Origin of the sequence: Micromonospora sp. NPDC049048 (genome assembly GCF_043197615.1) — a bacterium.
Taxonomy (GTDB): Bacteria; Actinomycetota; Actinomycetes; order Mycobacteriales; family Micromonosporaceae; genus Micromonospora.
In genome coordinates this window covers 152,061-172,313 of the sequence record NZ_JBICTM010000008.1, presented here as the reverse complement: position 1 = coordinate 172,313, position 20,253 = coordinate 152,061, and the positions used below count along the sequence as shown (strand labels likewise).

General features: G+C 72.0%; 18 protein-coding genes. 6 read left to right on the top strand and 12 right to left on the bottom strand.

The window, feature by feature from the left end; translation table 11 throughout:
• The first annotated feature begins 209 nt into the window (after positions 1-209).
• Complete coding sequence (locus ACGFIG_RS24535) at positions 210-1,181, top strand: oxygenase MpaB family protein (protein WP_393006585.1); 972 nt, start codon at positions 210-212, stop codon at positions 1,179-1,181.
• Here the strand turns inward: ACGFIG_RS24535 and ACGFIG_RS24530 are convergent.
• Together ACGFIG_RS24530 and ACGFIG_RS24525 are read right to left on the bottom strand one after the other, a co-directional pair.
• A complete protein-coding gene (locus ACGFIG_RS24530; RefSeq protein ID WP_393006583.1) occupies positions 1,089-2,957 on the bottom strand; it encodes an AMP-dependent synthetase/ligase in 1,869 nt (622 codons plus the stop codon). The two genes, ACGFIG_RS24535 and ACGFIG_RS24530, sit on opposite strands and share 93 nt — an antisense overlap.
• Positions 2,958-3,248: 291 nt before the next feature.
• Positions 3,249-4,016: an SDR family NAD(P)-dependent oxidoreductase gene (locus ACGFIG_RS24525; RefSeq protein ID WP_393006581.1), complete on the bottom strand. Its 768-nt coding sequence runs from the start codon at positions 4,014-4,016 to the stop codon at positions 3,249-3,251.
• A 308-nt stretch (positions 4,017-4,324) separates the two neighbouring features.
• On the opposite strand from ACGFIG_RS24525, the gene ACGFIG_RS24520 reads away from it, so the two are divergent.
• Positions 4,325-5,542, top strand: a complete 1,218-nt coding sequence (locus ACGFIG_RS24520) for an oxygenase MpaB family protein (RefSeq protein WP_393006579.1) — start codon at positions 4,325-4,327, stop codon at positions 5,540-5,542.
• A gap of 245 nt (positions 5,543-5,787) precedes the next feature.
• Complete coding sequence (locus tag ACGFIG_RS24515) at positions 5,788-6,444, top strand: molybdopterin cofactor-binding domain-containing protein (RefSeq protein WP_393006577.1); 657 nt, start codon at positions 5,788-5,790, stop codon at positions 6,442-6,444.
• A gap of 105 nt (positions 6,445-6,549) precedes the next feature.
• Here the strand turns inward: ACGFIG_RS24515 and ACGFIG_RS24510 are convergent, their stop codons facing one another.
• The 4 genes from ACGFIG_RS24510 to ACGFIG_RS24495 all read right to left on the bottom strand — a co-directional run bounded on the left by ACGFIG_RS24510 (position 6,550) and on the right by ACGFIG_RS24495 (position 11,840).
• Positions 6,550-8,166 carry a hypothetical protein gene (locus ACGFIG_RS24510; RefSeq protein WP_393006575.1) on the bottom strand — a complete coding sequence of 539 codons (1,617 nt, stop codon included), beginning with the start codon at positions 8,164-8,166 and terminating at the stop codon, positions 6,550-6,552.
• 2 nt (positions 8,167-8,168) lie between these two features.
• The gene (locus tag ACGFIG_RS24505; RefSeq protein WP_393006573.1) at positions 8,169-8,510 is read right to left on the bottom strand and encodes a hypothetical protein; all 342 of its coding nucleotides are present in this window, start codon (positions 8,508-8,510) and stop codon (positions 8,169-8,171) included.
• A gap of 173 nt (positions 8,511-8,683) precedes the next feature.
• Positions 8,684-9,427, bottom strand: a complete 744-nt coding sequence (locus ACGFIG_RS24500) for a hypothetical protein (RefSeq protein WP_393006571.1) — start codon at positions 9,425-9,427, stop codon at positions 8,684-8,686.
• Positions 9,428-9,497: 70 nt separating this feature from the next.
• Entirely contained in the window at positions 9,498-11,840 is a 2,343-nt protein-coding gene (locus tag ACGFIG_RS24495) for a hypothetical protein (protein ID WP_393006569.1), read from the bottom strand.
• A gap of 549 nt (positions 11,841-12,389) precedes the next feature.
• Between ACGFIG_RS24495 and ACGFIG_RS24490 the strand changes: the two genes are divergently transcribed.
• The 3 genes from ACGFIG_RS24490 (at position 12,390) to ACGFIG_RS24480 (ending at position 16,056) form a co-directional block, all read left to right on the top strand.
• Positions 12,390-13,079 carry a hypothetical protein gene (locus tag ACGFIG_RS24490; protein WP_393006567.1) on the top strand — a complete coding sequence of 230 codons (690 nt, stop codon included), beginning with the start codon at positions 12,390-12,392 and terminating at the stop codon, positions 13,077-13,079.
• A 491-nt stretch (positions 13,080-13,570) separates the two neighbouring features.
• Positions 13,571-14,836 carry a sensor histidine kinase gene (locus ACGFIG_RS24485; protein WP_393006565.1) on the top strand — a complete coding sequence of 422 codons (1,266 nt, stop codon included), beginning with the start codon at positions 13,571-13,573 and terminating at the stop codon, positions 14,834-14,836.
• Complete coding sequence (locus tag ACGFIG_RS24480; RefSeq protein WP_393006564.1) at positions 14,833-16,056, top strand: S8 family serine peptidase; 1,224 nt, start codon at positions 14,833-14,835, stop codon at positions 16,054-16,056. The genes ACGFIG_RS24485 and ACGFIG_RS24480 overlap by 4 nt, the downstream gene beginning before the upstream one ends.
• Positions 16,057-16,078: 22 nt before the next feature.
• Here the strand turns inward: ACGFIG_RS24480 and ACGFIG_RS24475 are convergent, their stop codons facing one another.
• The 6 genes from ACGFIG_RS24475 to ACGFIG_RS24450 form a co-directional block, all read right to left on the bottom strand.
• Positions 16,079-16,483 carry a hypothetical protein gene (locus ACGFIG_RS24475; protein WP_393006562.1) on the bottom strand — a complete coding sequence of 135 codons (405 nt, stop codon included), beginning with the start codon at positions 16,481-16,483 and terminating at the stop codon, positions 16,079-16,081.
• Entirely contained in the window at positions 16,480-17,799 is a 1,320-nt protein-coding gene (locus tag ACGFIG_RS24470; RefSeq protein WP_393006560.1) for an alpha/beta hydrolase, read from the bottom strand. Before ACGFIG_RS24470 ends, ACGFIG_RS24475 begins: the two co-directional genes overlap by 4 nt.
• Entirely contained in the window at positions 17,790-19,085 is a 1,296-nt protein-coding gene (locus ACGFIG_RS24465) for a WXG100 family type VII secretion target (protein ID WP_393006558.1), read from the bottom strand. The genes ACGFIG_RS24470 and ACGFIG_RS24465 overlap by 10 nt, the downstream gene beginning before the upstream one ends.
• 4 nt (positions 19,086-19,089) lie before the next feature.
• Positions 19,090-19,413, bottom strand: coding sequence for a hypothetical protein (locus ACGFIG_RS24460; RefSeq protein WP_393006556.1), 324 nt, complete (start codon positions 19,411-19,413; stop codon positions 19,090-19,092).
• A gap of 121 nt (positions 19,414-19,534) precedes the next feature.
• Positions 19,535-19,837, bottom strand: a complete 303-nt coding sequence (locus tag ACGFIG_RS24455) for a WXG100 family type VII secretion target (RefSeq protein WP_393006554.1) — start codon at positions 19,835-19,837, stop codon at positions 19,535-19,537.
• A 28-nt stretch (positions 19,838-19,865) separates the two neighbouring features.
• On the bottom strand, positions 19,866-20,216 hold the full coding sequence (locus ACGFIG_RS24450; protein ID WP_393006552.1) for a WXG100 family type VII secretion target: 351 nt from the start codon (positions 20,214-20,216) through the stop codon (positions 19,866-19,868).
• Positions 20,217-20,253 lie beyond the last annotated feature (37 nt).

The following is a 20,253-nucleotide window of genomic DNA, read 5'->3' as shown; positions in this document are numbered from 1 at the left end:
TCGCCGTGTGGCATGGGTCGGAACGTCGGTCGCGGCTGGCAGGAGAGACAGCGGTCGTCGGGACATCGCACGACCGCGAAGAGCCCGCGGCGGCGAGGGTACGGATGACGCCTGTCGATGCGCGATCGGCAGGCGACGTCGGCCGGGGCGCCTCGTCCTGCCTTGACACGAGGCGGACGGTCGCCGAATCTGCTTGCGAGGTGGTGGCGATGGCTGATGGCGGTCGATACCGCTGGTTGCGTCGTATCGAGGCCCTCGACCCCGTACGCGACCATCACGAAATCTACCGGATCTCGATCGGATACGAGTTTCCCTTCGACTACCAGCGGGCGCTGGAGCTCGCGTTGCTGCGCACGTACTGCGTGCCGAGCATCTCCGCCCTGCTCGACGCGACCGGCGAGTTCCGGCTCCGGGCGCAGCAGCGGTACGACGACACGGCCCTGCTCATGGCGGAGATGGCGGAGCACGGATACGACTCGCCGCGCGGCAGGCAGGCGCTGAAGGTCATCAACCGGGCGCACCACCGGTACGTGATCTCCAACGACGACATGCGCTACGTGTTGTCCACGTTCGTGTACGAGCCGATCGAGTGGCTGGACCGGTTCGGCTGGCGCCGGCTGCACGAGCACGAGCGGTTGGCCGCGTTCCACTACTACCGGGCGGTCGGTACGCGGATGGGCATCCGCGACGTGCCGGACGACTTCGACGCGTTCTGGGACTTCAAGCGTGAGTACGAGCACACCACCTTCCGCTACGCCCCGACCAACCAGCGGATCGCCGAACACACCCTGGACCTGTTCGGCTCGTGGTATCCGAGGCCGTTGCGCCGCGGCGCGCGGCTCGGCGTGGTCGCACTGCTGCCCGCCGAGCTGCGCGCCGCCTTCGGGTTGCCGGCCGCACCGCGCTGGCTGTCCACCGTGGTCACGGGTGGTCTGCGCGCCCGGGCCGGGGTGGTGCGGATGCTGCCCCCGCGCCGCACGAGTCGGTTGACCCACGCGCCACGCAACCGCACCTACCCCGGCTATCCACACGGATACCAGCTCACCGATCTCGGTGCGCCGCCACCGCCGCCCGACCTCGACCCGGCACTAACCCGTGGCGGACCCGACCGCCGCACCCGTCGACCCGTAGAGGGCGTCGATGCTGTCGCCGTACCGGTCGACGATGACCCGACGCCGTAGCTTCAGGGTGGGGGTCAGCTCGCCCGACTCCGGCGTCCAGCTCGACGGCAGCACCTGGAAGGTCTTGACCTGCTCGGGCCGGGCGAGCTTGGCGTTGGCAGCCTCGACGGCGGCCTGGATCTCGGCGAGCAGCAGCGGCTCCGAGGCCAGACCGGGCAGCTGTGCCTCGCTGATGCCGTGCGCCCGCGCCCACTGGGGCGCGACCTCGTCGTCCAGCACGATCAACGCCGTGACGTACGGTCGCCGGTCACCGATCGCGACCGCCTGACCGATCAGCGGGTGCGCCCGGAGCAGCCCCTCGATGTGCGCCGGCGAGATGTTCTTGCCGCTCGAGGTGATGATGAGTTCCTTCTTGCGGTCGGTGACGGTGAGGAAGCCGTCTTCGTCGAGCGTGCCGACGTCGCCGGTGGCCAGCCAACCGTCCGCGTCGGTGACCGGCTCGACGCCACCGTCGCCGCGCAGGTACCCGGAGCAGACCAGCGGCCCCCGAACGAGGATCTCACCGTCGTCGGCCAGGCGGACCTCCATCCCGATGTGGGGCCGGCCGACGGTCCCGGTGCGGAAGAGTTCCGGGGTGTTGATGGTGGCGGTGCCGGTGGTCTCGGTCAGGCCCCACACCTCCAGCACGTCGATGCCGAGCCCGGCGAGGAACCGCAGGACGTCGACCGGGATCGGGGCCGCGCCGCTGCCGGCCCAGACCATGTTCTGCATGCCCAGCGTGGACTGCAGCGGTCGCAGTACGGTGGCTTCGGCCTGCGCCAACCGCGCCGCCAACTCCTCGGGCACCGACTGACCCGCCGCGCGCAGCTCGTACGCCTCCAGGGCGACGGCGCTCGCGGCGTTGAAGGCGTCCCGCACCGCCGGCTCCGCGGCGGCCAGATGGGCCTGGACGCCCGCGGCCATCTTCTCCCAGATCCGCGGTACGCCGAAGAACGAGGGGGGACCGACCGCGCGCAGGGTCGCGATGAGCTGGGTGGGGTCGGGGCAGATGGTCACGTGACCGGCGCGGTAGATGGGGTTGTAGATGCCCAGGAACCGCTCGGCGATGTGGGCCAGCGGCAGGTAGGCCACCGACGGCGCGTGGTTGGGAACCGACACGTTGGCCTCGAGGGACACGGCCTGATAGATCACGTTGTGGTGGCTGAGCACGACGCCCTTCGGCTCACCGGTCGTCCCCGAGGTGTACAGCAGGGTCACCGGCTGCTCGGGTCGGACCTCGCGCCAGCGCCGCTCGAAGGCGTCCGGGTCGGCCTGGTGCGCGGCCCGGCCGAGGGCGCGCACCTGCGACAGCGGCACCGTCGTCGGGCCCGTGTCGCCGGGTTCGGCCTCGTCGACCAGCACGATCCGGCGCAGGTCGGGCAGCTCCGGCAGGATCGGACGCCAGCGGGCCAGCGCGGCGGGCCCTTCCAGCACAAGCACCTGGGCGTTGCTGTGCAGCGCCAGGTAGCGCATCTGTTCGGCGCTCAGCGTCGGATAGATCGTGGAGGGCACCGCGCCCAGATGGACGGCGGCGAGGTCGACCAGCCAGTGTTCCGGCCGGCTCGACATCATGATCAGCATGTGGCGGCCCGGTTCCAGGCCGATCTCGGCCAGGCCGCCGGACAGCTCGGCGACCTCGTCGCGAAGCTCGGCCCACGTGCGGGTGTCGTCGCGGTTGAACGTGGTCAGCGCCGGTAGGTCGGCGAACTCGGTGGCGTTGCGGTGTAGGAGGGCGGGAACAGTCAGATCGGCAGCCGTCTTGGCGCACCGGTCGGCAAGGGCGTCGGCAGGGTCCATGGGTTACTCCTTCAACCGTGACCGGGCCTGGTGATGTGGAGGCCGGCGAACCCTCACCGTGGTGCCGTCAAGGGCGCCGCAGCCTTATGACAGCACTGTAAACGAGGGTTAACTTCCTGGGAAGGAGCGATTGAGAGCACGTGCTCGTCCGGGTTACCGGCGTGATCGGCGGACGAACGCAGACTAACCAGTCAGGCCCGTCCCGCAGGATGGCCGACGGTGACCGCGACGTCGCTGCGGGCGAACCGGGAGCGCGACGGGACGCGGGCTCCGCCCGCGGCTCCCGACCTGTCACTGGGCCGTCCAGCCGCCATCCACGTGCAGGACGCTGCCGGTGACGTAACTGGCGGCGTCCGACGCCAGGAAGGCGACAGCGCCGACGACCTCGCGCGGCAGACCGAACCGGCCCATCGGGATCCGCTCACGCAGCCGCTTCGACCACTGGTCGTGGCTACGCAACCCCTCCGTCATCGGCGTCTCCAGGTAACCGGGCGCCACCGCGTTCACGCGTACGCCGGCAGCCGCCCACTCCAGCGCCAGCGTCCGGGTGAGCTGCTCGACTCCGCCCTTGCTCGCGCTGTAGGCGGCCAGTCGCGGAAAGCCGACCTGACCGTGGACCGAGGACATGTTGACGATGCTGCCCGCGCCCTGTTCGATCATGATCGCGCCGGCGGCGCGGGCGCAGATGAACACCCCGGACAGGTTCGTGTCGATCACCTGCTGCCAGTCCGCGACGCTCAACTGCTCGCTGCGGTGCAGCGCCGGGCTGATCCCGGCGTTGTTCACCAGGATGTCGAGACGGCCCCAGCGCTGCCGGGCCAACGCCACGACGGCATCGGCGACGGACTCGTCGGTCACGTCACCGGCGACCACGTCCGCCGCACCCCCGTTGGCCACGATCTTGTCCCGCACCGCGCGCAGCGCCTCCATCCGACGCGACTGAAGGATCACGGACGCGCCGGCCTCCGCCAGCCCTTCGGCGATCGCCGCCCCCACCCCCTGGCCGGCGCCCGTCACCCAGGCGACCTTGCCCTGAAGCAGTCCCTTGACCATGGTCATGTCGGATTCCCCTCCGGGAGGTCTCGTCGCGGACCCAGCGCCGCGATCCGGTGCCCGGCGGCGACTCGCAGGCTCATCTCCACGAGCGCCGCCGCCCAGCCATGCTGCTACATCCGATCCCTTTTGCTCACCCCTGCGGGACCGCAGAAACAGATCGACTGCGGCGCCCGTTGGTCCAGCTCGGACGAAACATAGACCGTTGTCACAGCGAGCCTTGTGATCACCGACACAGTGTGCTCTCATTTGATACACGGGCGCAATATTCGTTTCATCGTATCAGCGGCCTCGACCTTGAGGAGAAGTGAAACGTGGAACCTGTCAGCAGGCGCAGGATGTTGAAGGCCGGTGGGGCGTTGGGCGCGCTGGGCGCGTTGAGCGCCGCCACGCCGGCGCACGCCCAGTGGACCTGGTCCCCCAAGGGCTCGGTGGCGGGCGCCGGCGCGGGCGTCGACCCGCGATGGGTGTGGGACGAGGAGGCGGACCCGTTGGTCGCCTCGCTGCTCGACCGGGGTGACGTGCCCCTGGTCAACAGGCTGCTCCGGACCTGGACCAAGAACGGTCAGCCGTTGCCGGACGGGCTGCCGGCGGATGTGCACCAGTTCATCGAGCGCGCCCGCACGCTGCCGTCGTGGGTCGACCACGGCAAGTTGGCCACCGCGGTGCAGTTCAACGAGAAGCGGGGGCTCTACCTCGGCGTGCTGTACGGCCTGGCCAGCGGCATGATGAGCACGGTCATCCCGAAGGAGGCCCGCGCCGTCTACTACTCCAAGGGCGGCGCGGACATGAAGGACCGCATCTCCAAGACCGCCAAGCTGGGGTACGACATCGGGACCGCGAACGCCTACCAGCCCAGCGGTTCGATGATCGTGACCGCCGTGAAGACCCGGCTGGCGCACGCCGGCGTGCGCCACCTCCTGCCGCAGTCTCCGGACTGGACGGAGGTCGCGCCCGAGGACATCCCGATCAGTCAGCGGGACCTGATGGTCACCTGGCACAGCCTGCCGACCACCGTCATGCGGAAGCTGGACGACTGGAACGTCCCGATCCCCGCCAACGAGTCGACGGCCTTCCTCCACCTGTGGCAGGTGGCCGGCCACATGCTCGGCATCAAGGACGAGTACATCCCGGCGTCGTGGAGTGAGGCCAACGCCCAGGCCAGCGAGGTCCTCGACCCGATCCTGGCCCCGACCCGCGAGGGCAACGCGCTGGCGGACATCCTGCTCGGCCTCGGTAAGGAGATCGACGCCGGCCTCCTGAGCAAGCCCATCCTCGGCTCGTTCACGCGGTTCATGCTCGGCAACCAGATCGCCAACTGGCTCCAGATCCCCCGCGACCTGCTCTGGGACACGCTGCTGCGCACGTCCTGGGGGCCGTTCATCGCCGTCCGGGAAGCGCTGCTCCCGCTCCCCCTCGCCCCGGAGTGCTACTGGCTCTTCGACGAGTTCCTGCGCAAGTTGGCTCTGCTCTTCCTGTCCGAGGGGCAGTCGATCAACATCGAGATCCCACTCGGCAACCGCGATTTCTGATCGCGAGCGTCACAGGCTACGGGCGCGGGCCGGTCCCGCGTCCATGGCTTTTCCGGCGCACCGCCGACAAACCGCAACTCCGTTTGCGAGACAGCATGCCCGTTGACAGTGACGCGGTGAGGAGTCGAGGCATGACTGATTTGCACAGGCGCAGGGTCCTGTCGACGGGCGGGGAATCGGCAACTCCCGGCACGCCGGCGACGACGATCGAAATCCTCACGACGAAACGCCCCGAGTGAGCCACCATGGTCGAACCCATCCCCCGGCGACGGTACCTCGGGTACGTGCTGGCTGCCCCGATCCTCGTGACGGCGGCCGAACTGGCGGCGGCTTGCCCGGCAGCGGCCCAGCTACCGCTACCGCCGTCGGACCTGGCGGGGCTGCTCGGCCTCAACGACATCATGACCGCGGCGGCGCTGCCGGCGTCGAGACTGATCTCGGTCGAGGTCAGCCAGGACGGGAGCGTGTCGTTCACGTTGCCCCGGGCCAGGGTGGCACAGGGCACCACCGCCACGATCGCCATGCTGATCGCCGAGGAGATGTCCGTGCCCCGGACGCGCGTCCACGTCACGCTGACCGACGCCCGGCCGGATCTGATGTTCAACCAGGTCACCGGCGGATCGAACACGACCGTCTCGACTCACACCCCCATCCGGGTCGCCGCGGCCGTGGCCCGCCAGCGGTTGCTGGAGGCCGCGGCGACCGCGTTCGGCTCGCCCGTCGCCGACCTGCGGCTGAACGCCGGCCTCGTCACCGACGGCTCCGGCCGGAGCCTCGCCATCGGTGCCCTCGCCACGAAGGCCGCCAGCAGGAGCACGGTCGCCGTGGCGGTGGAACTCCCCCAGCGGGAGAGCCTCGCCGTCATCGGCCATCCCGCGACCGGGTCGCGCGCGAGGCGGTGACCGGGCGCGAGACGTACGACGGACCTCCGTGCCACTGCCGGCGAGCCGACGACGCCGGTTCCGGACGGGATCCCGGCCTGCGGAACTGGCGGGTGAACCGCCCGCCTACGCCGGCGCGGCCGTCGTAGCGGTGCCCTTCGGCAGCACCACACTGGAGACGACCGCCTTCTTGTCCTCGCCCAGGCAACCGTTGAGGAAGTCGTCCTCCTTGACCCGCACGACCTTCCCGTCCGGGTTGTCGAAGATGAGTTCGTCCCCGTCGCGCCCGATCAGCAGCAACCACTGCTGGGACTGCGCGTCGCCGATGCGCACCGGGACGCCGTGCCCCTTGTCGACCGCGCTGACCGAATCCTTCAGCGCGTCGCGTACCGAGCCGCGGTCGACCTCGCGCGACTCGTACGTGGTGCCGAGCTCGGCGGCGTGGGCGTTGAGCCCCTCGGCCATGCCCTCGGGAGTCTCGCCGGCCATGCCCGCCCAGTACGGGTTGGCCCGGGCGCTGATCTCGCCGGTCGGCTGTCGCGGCTGCTCCGAAGGGTTGCCACCGGCACCGGTGCTGTTGCCGTTCTGACCGGTGCCGTTGTCGCCCGGGTCGCCAGTCTGGTTGTCGCCGGTGCTGTTCGGGTCCCCCGCCGACGGGTCCGAGCTGCCCGGCTGGGAGTTCGACGAGCCCGGCGATCCGGGCGGGTTCTGCCCGGCCTGCGGAGCCTGCTGGCCCTGGTCGTTGGCGTTCTGACTGTTCGCGTTCTGGTCGTCGGCGTTCTGGTTGGTGGCGTTCGGATCGTTCGGGTTCCCGGAGTTCTGGTTGCCGGCCGGGCGGATCAGGTTCGGTTGGCTGCTCAGCCAGGTCGGGCTCTTGTCCTTGATCTGCTCGGCGAACCTCCCCACCGCGTCCAGGCTGTGACCGGCCGCGAACGCCTTGAGCAGATAGGCCTGGTGTTCCGGCGTGGGCGCCTCGGACAGCAGGGCGCCGAGGCGGGCGCGCTCCTCCGGAGACAGCTTCTGCCGCAGCTCGGCCGCCTTCCTGGCCTCGGCCTCGGTGAGGATCGTCTTGAACTTGCCGCCCCGGGTCGCCGTCGCCAGCATCACCGCGTTCGCCGCGCCCATGTCCTCGAACCGCTGCGCGACGGCGCGCTTCTGCACCGCCTTGAGTTCCTCGACGAGGTCGTCGGCAGCCGCCAGACTGCGCTGGTAGACCTGCCGGCAGTCCGCGTACAGGTCGAGGGCGCGGGTCGTCAGCCGGTCGAGTTCGGCCCGGCTTGTGGCCCTCGCCGCGTCGTGGAACACGTCGGTGAGCCCGGCGTAGTGCTCCCGGTGCCGGGCGTTGAGCTTCTCGACGCGTTCGGCGTGCTCGGTCAGCGCACGCGCCGCCAGCCGCATCGCCGGTTGGGTCCGGTCCATGAGCTTGCTCGTCACGCTGACGACCTCGCGGGCCGACAGGCCGGCCGAACTCTCCCAGAGTTCGGGCAGTCGCTTCCGCGCCAGCCCTTCGACGTCGGCGGCGATCTCCTCGACCCGCGTGCCGAGCTTCCTGAAGGACTGCGCGAGCGTGCGCAGGTCCGCGGGGCGGCCCGGCGGCGGAGACCCGATCAGGTGCAGGACAGAGACGATGCTCGTCTGCAACGCCCTGCGTCTGACGCTCGCGTCCTCCCTGTCGCGCGCGAGATCGGCGTACTCGTTCTCGATGCCGTTGATGATGTCGCCGATCTGCTCCCGCGACGCCACGGCTACAGCTCCCGAGCGAGGGCCTGCGCCGCCACGTACTCGCTGTCCTCGTAGGAGTCGGCGGCGCGTTCCAGGCCGTCGTGCACCAGCGAGAGCACCTCGATGTAGACGCCGAGTTCGTCGAACCAGGCGTCCTGCATGTCGAGGTAGGTCTGGGTCGCCTCGCGGAGGCCGAGCGCCTGCCGAGGCTCATCGGTGGCGCCGGCCCAGGCGCTGCGCGTGCCGGTGAGCTCGATGGTGGCGTCGTTCGCCTGGGAGATGGCCTTGCGCAGCTCCGCCGAGCTCAGCGTGACAGCGCCACCGACCTCCGGCATCGGGCGGGGTGCGATCCCGTCTGGGCGCACGCCGGCATCGTGCTCCGGGGTGCCCGAGTGTCGCGTTTGGACTGGCTCCACGGTGGCACGCTAGCGCACGTGGGGCCGCCGGGATAGTACGCCGATCACTGCTGGCCCGTCTTCGACAACCCGGCGTGGTGGCGGGGGTGGTCCCACCGTCGCGGTGCCCCATGGCCGCCTCCTCAGTCGAGGTCCGCGCAGTCGCGTTCGTGCGGCAGCAGCGGCCGGAGCACCAGGCGTACGCGTTGGGTGTCGGCCTGCCAGCGGGTCTCGGGGCGGGCCGCGCCGGCCTCGGCCCGCAGCGCCGCCAGGGCCGCGCCGTCGACGACCCGGCACGGCCGCCGGGGTGCGCCGTCCATCGCGGACGGCGGCACGTCCAGCGGCCAGGGCCGCACGTCGGAGTCGTCCTCCGTGTCGGCCACCACCAGCACCGCGACCCGCTGCGGCAGGTACTCCCCGGCGTCGACGCCCGCGTTCGCCGCCGCGTCGGCGAACGCGATCACGGCGCCCCGGTCGCCGGCCTCGCCGGGCGACGGCTGCGTCACCGACGTCTCGTACGTGCCGTCGGTCGTGGTCAGCCGCACGGTGAGCGTGACCGCGTCGGTGACCCGCCGCGGGTGGTCACGGTCGGCGAGGAGGCCCGTCTCGGTCGCCCGCCGGAACAGCGCGTCGACCTGTGCCGCCGAGAGCGTCCGGCGCCGGCCGGTCAGCAGTGCGCCCCGGTCGTCTCCCCGGGTGACGGCGGTGCCGTCGCCGTAGAGCGTGAGCGCCGGCAGCGCCCACTGCCCGGCGGCGACGGCGGGACCACCACGCCGGTCGACCTCGGCGATGACGGTCCGCGCGTCGCTCGGCGGCCGGGGCGCCGGCCCGTCACCGCAGGCGGCGAGCAGGAGCACCGTGCCGAGCAGCAGGCGTCGGGTCATCACCGTAAGACGCTCCCCGTGACGTGCGGGTTCCGGCGGGTGCCCCCACGGGCACCCGCCGGAGCTACGCCGATCAGGAACGGGTCAGCGTGTAGACGCCGCTGCCCGCGCGGTTGACGACGATCACGCCGACGCAGCCGTCGGCCGGTGCCGTGTACCCGACCGACTCCGGCTGGCCGGCCCCGGCTCCCGTCGAGGCCGCCGCGCTCGCCCGGTCGCGCACGTACGTGGCCGGCGCGCCGGCCGTCGACGACACCACGAACAGCTCGGCGTCCTGTCCCGGGTCGCCGGGCGTGACGGTGAAGGTCACCTGCTGGCCGGCGGTCAGACAGGAGTTCCAGACCGCGACCACGTCACCCGCGCCCATCTGCCGCTTCGCGGTGTCCACCAGCGTCTGCCCGCCGTCGGCCAGCTCGATGGTGTACGCCCCGGTGCCGGTGACCCGGTGCACCCGGGGGTAGTAGTCGCCGAGCGGACGCCGGCCGGCGTTCGAGTCGACGGCGACGAAGTCGGTCGTGTCGGCGCCGAGCAGGCTGTCCTCCAGCCGCTGGGTCTGCGCCCGGTCGTCGAAGAGCGTCAGGTCGTCGTCGGCGCCCGCCGGTGGGCGTACCGCCACGACCGACCACGCCTCGTGGCGCGTGTCGTACCGGAAGTTCTGGTCGTTCGGCGGTGTCGTGGCGCTGACCTCGGCGCCGTCGGTCAGCCCCCGGCGGAACCCGTAGTCGATCGTGTTCTGGAACAGCGATCCCAGCGCCGGGTCGCCGACCTCGTGGCCGTCCCGGCCGCGTGCCGCCCAGTAGGCGGCGAAGCTGGTCACCCGGTGGTCCAGGAACGTGTTCCAGACGTCCGTCAGCGAGTCGCTGTAGGCGTCGGTGCCCTCGGTCCCGGCGTCGATCAGGTCCCAGATCGCGCCGGCGACGCGCCCCTCGACCTGGTCGCCGTCGTCCCAGCCGTTGGTGCCCCACGTCGCGGTGTCGATGTTGCCCCGGCCGGGCAGGTCGGGCTGGTTCAGCACGGCGGCGCCGAACCAGTCGGCGAAGCCCTCGGACCAGGCGCAGGCCGGGCCGGAGCGACGGGTGACGTAGTGCGGGCTGCACTCCGCGCCGATCTGCGGGTAGTTGTCCTCGTAGACGTCGTCCATGACGCCGTGGCCGAGCTCGTGGATCACCACCCACGGGGTGCCCGGGTCGGCGGCGAGCAGCCGTACCTCGTCGTCGCCGGTGTCGTAGTAGGTGCCGTCGGTCGAGCCGGGCTCCCACTCGATGTCGATGTTCTGGCAGCTCTCGTCGCGCATGTCCCAGCAGTCGCCGGGCGTCCACGACAGCGCGTCGTCCGCGGTGTCGTACGCGTGGAACGCTGGCATCAGCGTCGGGTCCGCGATGTGCAGCCGCCCGTAGTCGTACGTGCGGCCGTCGCCCAGGTCGTCGCGGGTGGTGCTCCGGAACGCGTACGCGTCGTCGTCGGAGTCCTCCACCTTGTACTGCGTGCCCTCGGTGACCGCGCGGACGTACACGTCCTGGCCGCCGCCGCCGATTCCGTCGTCGTTGTCGAAGCAGGCCCGGTAGGCGCCGTTGGCGTCGGTGAGGCCGGTGGCCAGCAGGTCGTCGCCGAAGTTGTCGTCGTCCCACACCTGGTACTGGAGGTTCTTCGACGGGTGCCAGGCGCCGTTGTTGTCGCTGTAGTCGAAGCTGCCCGTGACGCAGGTGACCTGGGCGGGCGCCGGTCCGGGCGACCGGACGTCGTCGCTGTGCGGCGTGGGCAGCCCGGCGGTGCCGGCCGGGCGGTAGGGCACCGCCGGGTTGGCCGGGGCGGCCGGGGTGCCGGCCGGGGTCTGCGCGGCCGCGGCGTCCCCGTCGGCCTTGCCCAGTCGGGACTCCCGCGGCGTGGCGCCGATCGTGACCGGCACGTGGACCTCGTCGCTGCCGAGGACCGGCCCGCCGGCGGACGTGGCCTGCACCCGCACCACCGTGGCGGCGGCCTCGGCGGCGGTCAGCTCGATCCGGTAGCGCAGGGCCCGGCCGGGCACCGCGTCGACGGTGGTGCTGAGAGTGGTGACCTGGCCGGCGTCGGACGGTACGCGCGAGGCGGTCCGGGCCGAGGTGAAGCCGGCCGGGGGCGCGGCCGGCGTCAGGGCCGACGGCAGCGCGATCCGTACCCGCAGGCCGTCGATCGCCACCTGGGTGTCGACGGTGACGGTGAGCCGGGCGCTCTGCCCGACTGCCGGTGCCCGGTTGAGCGCCGCCGTGACCGTCACGCAGCGCAGCCACTCCGAGCGGGTCGGCGCGCACTCCGCGCCGGCGTGGGCCGGGGGCGTCGGCGCGGCGGCGGCCGGCGCCCCGGCGGCGATGATCAGTGCGGCGACGGCGCTGGCGAACCAGGCCGTCGTGCGATGACGCGGTGACTTGCGGTGGTGCATGTGCCCTCCCCGTGTTCCGCGTTGCTCCGATGGTCGGATCCGCCGAAGGGGGTGGTGGACGCGATGCTGCCGGACGCCACCGCGACCGCCGTCACACGGCACGCGAGTGCCCTGATCAGCCTGGTCGCCGTCCCCGTATCGACGAACCTCGTCAAGCTACCAACGAGTAGTGATCGATGAACACCGATGTCGGACAGGTGACAGTCGTACGCTGGCCGCTGGCCGCTGGCCGCTGACGGATCGGCCGCTCGTCACGTCCCGAACGCCCTGGCAGCCGCCCACAACGGCCGAGCCGCGTCACCTCGGAGGCGGCGCTCCATTGATCAGGTACGCGAGCCGTGCCGTGGTGCGGTGCCGGCAACGCGTACCGTCAAGGCCAACCTGACGGCGGCTTTCGTCAGGACCCAAGTTGCCGACTCGTCGATCGGCGTCGGATCACCTGCGAAGGGACGCAAGAGCCGCGTCGATGGCGTCGAGCAGTTTCTCCTGACGCGCGGGTTACCAGGAACCCCTTGGTCCATTCGGTGAACAGCGCGGCCAGGCACCCGGATGAACTCTCCGTGCGGCAACGAGGAGGCGAAACAGAGCAACGCGTTCATCTACCGGGAAGGACGGTTCGACATCAAGAGCGCCCGAACCGTCTTCCAGGCGTACAAGAAGGTCGACGGCGCCTGTGTATGGAACACGCAGGCCCGTTCGAAAAACCTCGTGCTCCAGATGCGCGATCAGATCGCCAACAAGGACGTGGTCGTCGGCTCGATCCACTGGCCGACCGTCAAGCACGACGTGCCCGAACCTGCGAACGGTGTGCCGGGCTGCGCCGGTGCGAACGCGAAGCTGACGGCCCAGAAGATGGCCACCCACAGTGGGTCGCTGTACATCGCCGGCGGTGACGCCAACGCCCCTGACCGTGCCGGCGGGGACTGGACCGGCTGGTACAACGCGATGCGAGGCACCCACGGCTACGCGGACGCGGCGTACAACGACTGCTCCGAGCGGCACAGCACCCAGGCGGCAATCCGCACCTGTGCCCTCGACGAACACTGGACGATCGGTAGCGGTAGCCGGCGGATCGACTATCTGTTCGCGAAGCGTCCGAACGGCGTGGCGCCGATGGGCGCCGAGCACACCATCACCTTCAACGAGGGCGACGCGGCCGACAAGAAGTACACCGGCAGCGACAACGCCGACCTGAGCTACTCCGACCACCGCGCGATCCGGGCTCGCGTCCACTACTGAACCATCGGGGGGAGGTACGGCCGCCACCTCAGCGCGGCCGGCCGCTCACGAGGGGGCCCGGCGTACGCCGGGCCCCCTCGCCCTGGCGCCAATGCGCATCCGCTCGCCGGTGTTGCCCGGATCCGGCAGTACCGAGTACGAACCTTCTGACCTCAGGGTCAGCGAGGGTGTGCGTAGCCCCTCGGCCTACCGGCCCTGATCGCGACCGCCAGTGCCACGTCCACCCGCTACGGTGGACATCGATTCGGATCTGCTGGGCGGCGACTCCGGCGAGGGCCTGTTCGGACAGTTGCCGGCCGGAACGCCGTACCCACGCGCTCGACACGATCGATTTGCGTGGACCTCTATCGATGGGCCGTCGGCTCTTGCCCCGAAGGTCAGAAGTCGGGAAAACTGGCACGATCCTCGTGTGGGCCAGTCGCTACGCGCGGTCCGTGATGTGGGCAAGGAGCTGACGCGTGGGCACTGGTCGGCGCAGCGCGGGAGGGTCCGTGGCACTCGACGGCGCTGCCGCGCCCGGCGTGATGTTCGCGCTGCTGACCCGCGCGGCCGTCGCGGGCGTCGTGGCACTGAGGCGCCGTCCACTGTCGATTCCCGAGGTCGGCGCGCAGGGGCTCGGTCCGGTCGACGGCACCGTCGGCGCCGTACTGCGCCGGCAGACGTCGCGTTGTCTGCTGCTCGGTGCCCTGGCGTACCGGGTGTGCGTCCTGCCCCTCGCCCTGGGCCTGCTCGTGGTGCGTGGCGATCCGGTGGCGCTGGTGGCGCTGCTGCCCGTCACGGCCCTGCTGCTGGCAGCCAACGTCGCGGCGCTCGTCGCGGTCTACCGGCGGTCGACGGTGGACCTCGAACGGCTGCGCGGGGCCGTGCTGGTCGACCTCGCCGTGGCGTACGGGGTGAATGTGGGGGCGAGCGCGGTGGCGCCGCACACCGACGTGTTCTGGGCGTACCTGGCGGGTGTCGTGGTCCTGGTGACCGGCACGTACGGCCTGGTTGGTGGCATGCTCGCGGTGCTGCTGTCGGTGCCCGCCCAGCTGGCGATGGGCGCGTTCGGCGCCGCCGCCGACAGCGCGGCCCTCGCCGGCCGGGTCGGGTGGCTCGGGCTGGCGGTGGTGGTCACGTTGGCCACGCTGGTGGCCTGTGGGCTGAGCCTGCACCTGACCATGTCGTACGGGATACGCGCTGGTCGGGAGGCCGAGCGGATCCGGTGGCTGCGGTCGCTGCACGACACGGTGTTGCAGACCATGGAGGCGATCGCCCTGCACAGCGCGGCGGATGCGACCTCGCCGGCGGCCCAGCTCGCCGAGGTGCGGGCCACCGCCCGGGCCCAGGCCGCCCGGCTGCGTCAGGCACTCGATGAGCCCGGCGGCGGCAACGACAACCCGCTCGCCAGCGGGTTGGCCGGACTGGTCGAGGAGCTCGCGGGGCGTGGGCTGCGGGTGGAGCTGGTGGTGGCCGCCGGCGCCGGCAGCCGGATGTCGGGGCCGTACCGGGACGCGGTCCTCGGTGGGGTGCGGGAGGCGCTGGGTAACGTGGCCAAACACGCCGGGACCGGTGACGCGGTGGTCCGCGCCGACGAGGAGAGCAGCGCCCTGGTCGTGGTGGTCCGTGACCACGGCTGTGGCTTCGACGTCCTCGGCCGGCCCGGGTTCGGCATCCGGGAGTCGATCGTGGCCCGACTGTACGAGATCGGCGGCAAGGCCACCGTGGAGTCCTGGCCCGGCAGGGGTACCCGGGTGACCCTGCGGGTGCCCGCATGATCCGGCCGGGCCGCCCCGGGCGTGACGTCGGCGCGGCGGCCCGGCCGGGCGGCTCGTGGCTCGTTCTCTGCGCGTTGGCGGGCCTCGTCTGCGCGGTCGGCGTCACGCCGCCGGTATCGGCCGCGCCGGCCGGCTGCGCCAGACCGGTGGGGGTGCACACGGCCGGCACCCCGTGGGCGACGGACCTGCTCGGGCCGCGCCGGGTATGGCCGCTGAGCACGGGTTCCGGGGTACGGGTCGCGGTGCTCGGCACCGGCGTCGACGCCCGTAACGCACAGTTCCGCCCTGGTCAGGTGGAGAAGGGCCGGGACGTCCTGCGCGGCGGTGCCGGCGCCACGGACGACTGTGACGGTCGAGGCACGTTCGCCGCCGGCCTGATCGCCGCCCGGCCGCACGACGAGACGACCTTCGCCGGTCTGGCTCCCGGCGTCACCGTGCTCCCGGTCCGCTACACCCAGACCACCAGGCAGGGCGACGAGGACGTCGACCCCGACCGGCTCGCCGCCGCCATCGACTTCGCGGTCACCGCGCGGGCCCAGGTGATCTACGTGGTGCTACCGGCGGCCCGCAACACCGCCCGGTTGCGCGCTGCCACGGCGCGGGCGATCGCGGCCGACATCGTGGTGGTCTCCCCGGCCTCCTCGGGCGCGCGGACCAGGGGGGCGACCAGCTACCCGACCGCGCTGCCCGGAGTGCTGGCGGTCGGCGCGTTCGGCCCGGACGGCGCCGTGGCCTCCACCGAGTCCGGGGACCACATCGGGGTGGCCGCCCCCGGCAGACAACTGCTGAGCCTCTCTGCCGGAGCCGACGGCCGGCTGGGCCACTCCCCCACCGTCGACGATCCGGCCTACGCGGCGGCGTACGTGGCGGGCACGGTCGCGCTGCTGCGGTCGTACCGGCCGGAGCTCAGGACCGTCGAGGTCGTGCGGCGGATCGAATCGACGGCGCACCGCACGGCGTTCGACGGGCACCACCCGCAGCTCGGCTGGGGGATGGTGGACCCGTACCGGGCGGTGGCCGCCGAGGGTGTCGAGGATCCGCCGGGAGCCGTGGACGCGAGCGCCCGGCCCGTCGCCGCAGCCCGTGCGGATCCCGGCCCGCAGGTGGACCCGTGGGTGCTGCCGCTGGCGTTGGCCGGGCTCGTGGCGGCGCTGCTGCTCGGGATCGGTACGGCGGTGACCCGTCGAGGCCGGGCCCGCGGTTGGCGTCCCGGCGGCTGACCGGCCACAGTGGCCCGCCGCGTCAGCGCGCCCCGGTCGGCACGCAACGGCTCGATCCGCCCACCACCACGTCGCCCGTGCCGTCCCGGGAGATGTGTACGCCGAGATTCGCCCCGTCCCGCTGGAACTGGTAGGCCACCTCGGCGTCGCCGCTGCGGTCGGTGGTCCGCCACCCGTCCGCGCCCAGCTGGGGCACCACCTCGGTCAGCAGGATCTCGACGGCACCGGGCCGGGCGGGGACCCGCAGGTTGTACTCCCAGCGCACCGACTCGCTCGGCACGCCGGCCGGCCGGAACGGGTCGCAGTCGAGCTGTTCGTCGCGGCTGATCCGGACGTCGGCGCCGAACCGCGCGGCGATGTCGTCCAGCACAGCCCGCAACGGCCCGGCCACGGCGGCCAGGGGCGCGAAGTCGATCGGCTCGGTCACGGCGCCGACGGTACCGTGACGAGCGGACCACCGGTGAACACCTGGTAGATGTTCCACCAGGCGTCACTGTGGTAGGTGAGCACGCCGGAGTGCGCGGCGCCGCCCTGCAGTGGTCGGCCGTCGGCGTAGTTGCCGGTCTCCAGCCGAACCACTCCCGGGAACTCGTCCGGGTCGGCCCCGTGCCCCCAGTTGCCGATGCTGATGTCCCGGACCCAGGTGATGGGATCCCCCGGCGCGGTCATCGAGTAGCGCTGCACGTCGGGCTGGACCGGACGCAGGTCCTCCGGCCCGTCCACGCGGTGGCCCATGCCCGCCGACTCGATGTGCAGGATCCGGTCGGCGTCCAGCCCGTGCTGCTCGGCGGTCCCGACCACCGCACCGCCGTACGAGTGGCCGGCGTAGGTGATCTGCACGTCGTTGCCCGCTGCGGCGGAGCCGGCGATCTCGGCGCGCAGTTGGCCGGAGAAGTCGGCGAGTCTGGGCCCGAGTTCGTCGGCGAAGCGGGCCGACGGCGCCTGCGGGAACAGGTTGGACGGCAGGTCACCGTCCATCCAGACGACCATGGCCAGGTCCCGGCGAGGGGCCGCGTCGACGAAGCCGAGCGCGCCGTCGTGGTAGCGCTCGAAGTTGGCCAGCTCGGAGGTGGTGCCGGGGACGAAGACCGCGACGTTGCGGGTGCCGGCGTCGATGTCGCCGACCAGCTCCACCATCGATCCGTCACCGGACGGGTCGAACGAGAGGATCTTGCGATTCTCGGCGATGACGCTCTCGTACAGGTCGATGCGCGCCTGCGACTTGGCGATGGTCTGGCTCAGCCGGTGGTCGTCGGACCGGTCCCCGGTGAGCTGGGCCTGATAGCCGGCGAGGCGCTGCCGTTCGACGGCCAGCTCGGCGGTGACCGCCGCCCGGTTGGCCGCGATCCGGGCGCCGAACGGGGCGGTGCCGGCGGGCGCGGCGGCCCCGGCGGCGGCCAGCGTGGTGCCACCGGCCTGGCCGCCCAGCAGCTGCCGGAATGCCTGGCTCGCCTGGTTGTCACCCCGCCGGTAGTTCGTCACCGCGGCGGTCACCCCGGTGGCCAGCCGCCGGGTCTGCGTCGCCGCCGACTCCAACTCGACGGTGCTGAGTTGCAGACTGCTTCCATGCGCCTGCATGACCCGTTGGGACTGCGGCACCAACCCGAACGCGCTGCCGTCGATGGCCGGTGTGGCGAGCTGCCCGCGGATGGTGTTCAACCGCTCGGCGTTTCCGGTGAGTTCGCTCGCCGCGGTGTCCAGGGCGCTCGGAACGGCGCGGAATCCGGCGGCGGTCACCTCCATGACCGGCCGCCCGGCTGACCCGGCTCGGGCTCCTCGCCGATGACCGCCGGCGTCACCACCGACTGCTCGCCCCACACGTCCTCGGTCTCGACGAGCCAGGGCGGGATGCGCCGGCCGCCGGCCCCCTCGCCCGCGCCCATCGGGGCGAAGGGCATCGCGGGCATGAAGCCGCCGGCCATGCCCTTCGCCGCGGCCATCCCGGCGGCGGTTCCCGCGACTCCGGCGAGCCCGCTCGCCGCCGGACCGCCGGCCTGACCAGCCAGGGACTGGTTCGCCACCGGCGACAGGTCGACGCCCGCGCCGCCTCCGCCCCCGCCGCCACCCACGCCGCCAGCGGACATCCGGGCGCCGGTGCCGGCACCCCCGCCGTCGGCCGTCGCCACCGGGGCGCCACCCTTGTGCTCCGTACCCTTGTTCTCGGTCTTCGGTTTGGCGCCCAGCCCGGGTGGCACGGTGGCGAACCGCCCGCCGAGCGCGGCGGCGGCAGCAGCCAGCCCGGCGGTGAACATCGTGCCGAACAGCGGCCGGGGTTGGGCCGCCGGCGGCGCCTGGCCCGGCTCGGCCGGAGTCCCGGTCGGAGGCGTCTCGACCGGTACGGACGGCGCCTCGCCACCGGGCTGCGGAACCAGCGGCAGGGCGGGCGCGACCGGCGGTGGTTCCTCGATGGGCGTGCCGGTGGTGGGTCTGGACGCGGCGCGCGGGGTGACCGGCATCGCGTCCTCGTTCGTGACGTAGTCGGCGGCGAGGGTGGCCATCACCTGCACCGCCTGCTGGTGTGCCGCGTTCGAGGCGGCCTGCGCCTGCTGCTGGGCCCGGACCTCGGTGGCCGCCTCGGCCTGCTGCTGGCGGAGCGCGTCGACCATGACGGGTGGCGTGTCCGCGGGCACGACCAACGGCGTCGTCGCGGCGGCGATGACGGAGGGAGCGACGTCGGGTACCGCGACGGGCGCGGGCATCGCCTTCTGGGCCGCACGGAGCGCGTCGGCGGACGAGTGGGCCAGGTCCCGCACCGAGTACGCGGTGTTGGCGACCTGCCGGATACCCGAGGTCAGATCGTTGATCATCGTCTGGTACTGCCGGGCGGCGCCGCCGTCCCACCACTGCTCGAACTCGCGGAGCTGGCGTTCGATGTCGCCGGCGCGCTCGTGCAGCGCGGTGCCGGCGGCTGCCCAGCCCTCCGCCGCCTCGACCACCGATTCCGGTTTGCCGGCGTGCAGCATCTGCGCGAGTTGCTGATGGCTGTACTGGCTGAAGTCGGTACGCGCCCGACCGCGTCGACGCGGCATCGTGTCAGTCCCTTCCGTGGGCCCGGAACGACGTGGCGACGCCGAAGTCGTGGTCGGCGTACCCGTCCGCGATCATGCGGGTCACGTCGTTGGCGAAGGCGATCGCCTCCCGCACGGTGTGCAGCAGTTCGTGCATCTGCTCGGCGGCGGCCCGGTGCCGATCGGCCAGCGACACCGCCTCACCGAACTCGCCGAGCAGCACCGGCCGGATACGCAACTGTCCGAGGCCGTCCGTCGGCCTGCGCATCGCCTCCAGTTGGTCTTCCAACTCGCGGGCGAACGCCAGCAGCGATTCGAGGTGGACCCGGAACGACTCCTCCTGGGACATCGTCGCGCTCTCCTGTCTCGGAGCTCGGCTGAGAACAACGCCGCCAGCGGGCGGCGGCAAGTGGGGCGGCGGCGTGCCGTGGGGGCTGTCCGCCCGCACCGCACGCCGCCGATCGCCCGGCTCAGGCGAAGAAGCTGGTGTTCCGGTTCTCCAACGCCAACTGGGTGTCGTGCGCCTCGTGCACCTTGCCGGAGAACTGACCGATCACCGCGATGATGTCGGCCAGTGCCGCCCGCAGCCGCGTCTCGGACTGCTCCGCGGACTGGCCGGCGGTGCTGCCGGAGGCGTACCAGGTCTGCTTGATCGGGGCCAGGCTGCTCTGCAGCTGGTCCATGTGGCTGTTCAGCGCCCGGGCCTTGACCTGCAACGAGTCGGCGGCGGCACGCAGCGCGGCGAATTCGACGTTGATCACATCGGCGGACATCTCACATCACCCCTTCCGGGCAGAGGGTCTAGGCACCGGCCAGCCGGCTGAGCACGGCGCTGCCCTCGCCCACGGCGCCGGTGAGGCCCCGCAGGGAGTCGGCGGCCGCCACGTCACCGGTGTTGTAGTTGCGGAAGCTCTCGTTCACCAGACCGGACATGGTCTGCAGTTCTCGTGAGGCGATCCGCATGCTCTCCTGCAGCCGGCCTTGCAGCTGCCAGAACGCGGTGGCCTGGTTACCGGCGTACCGGCTCAGTACCGACACGAGCTCGCTCTCCAGCTCGGACATGGTCCGAGCCGCGTTGGTGGCGGCTTCGTCGAACCCGCTGACCGCTCGCGTCATCGCGGCGGCATCGCTCTGGTATCCGGGACTGGCCACGTCGGGTCACCTCCTCTTGGCGGAGTCGCGCGCCGAC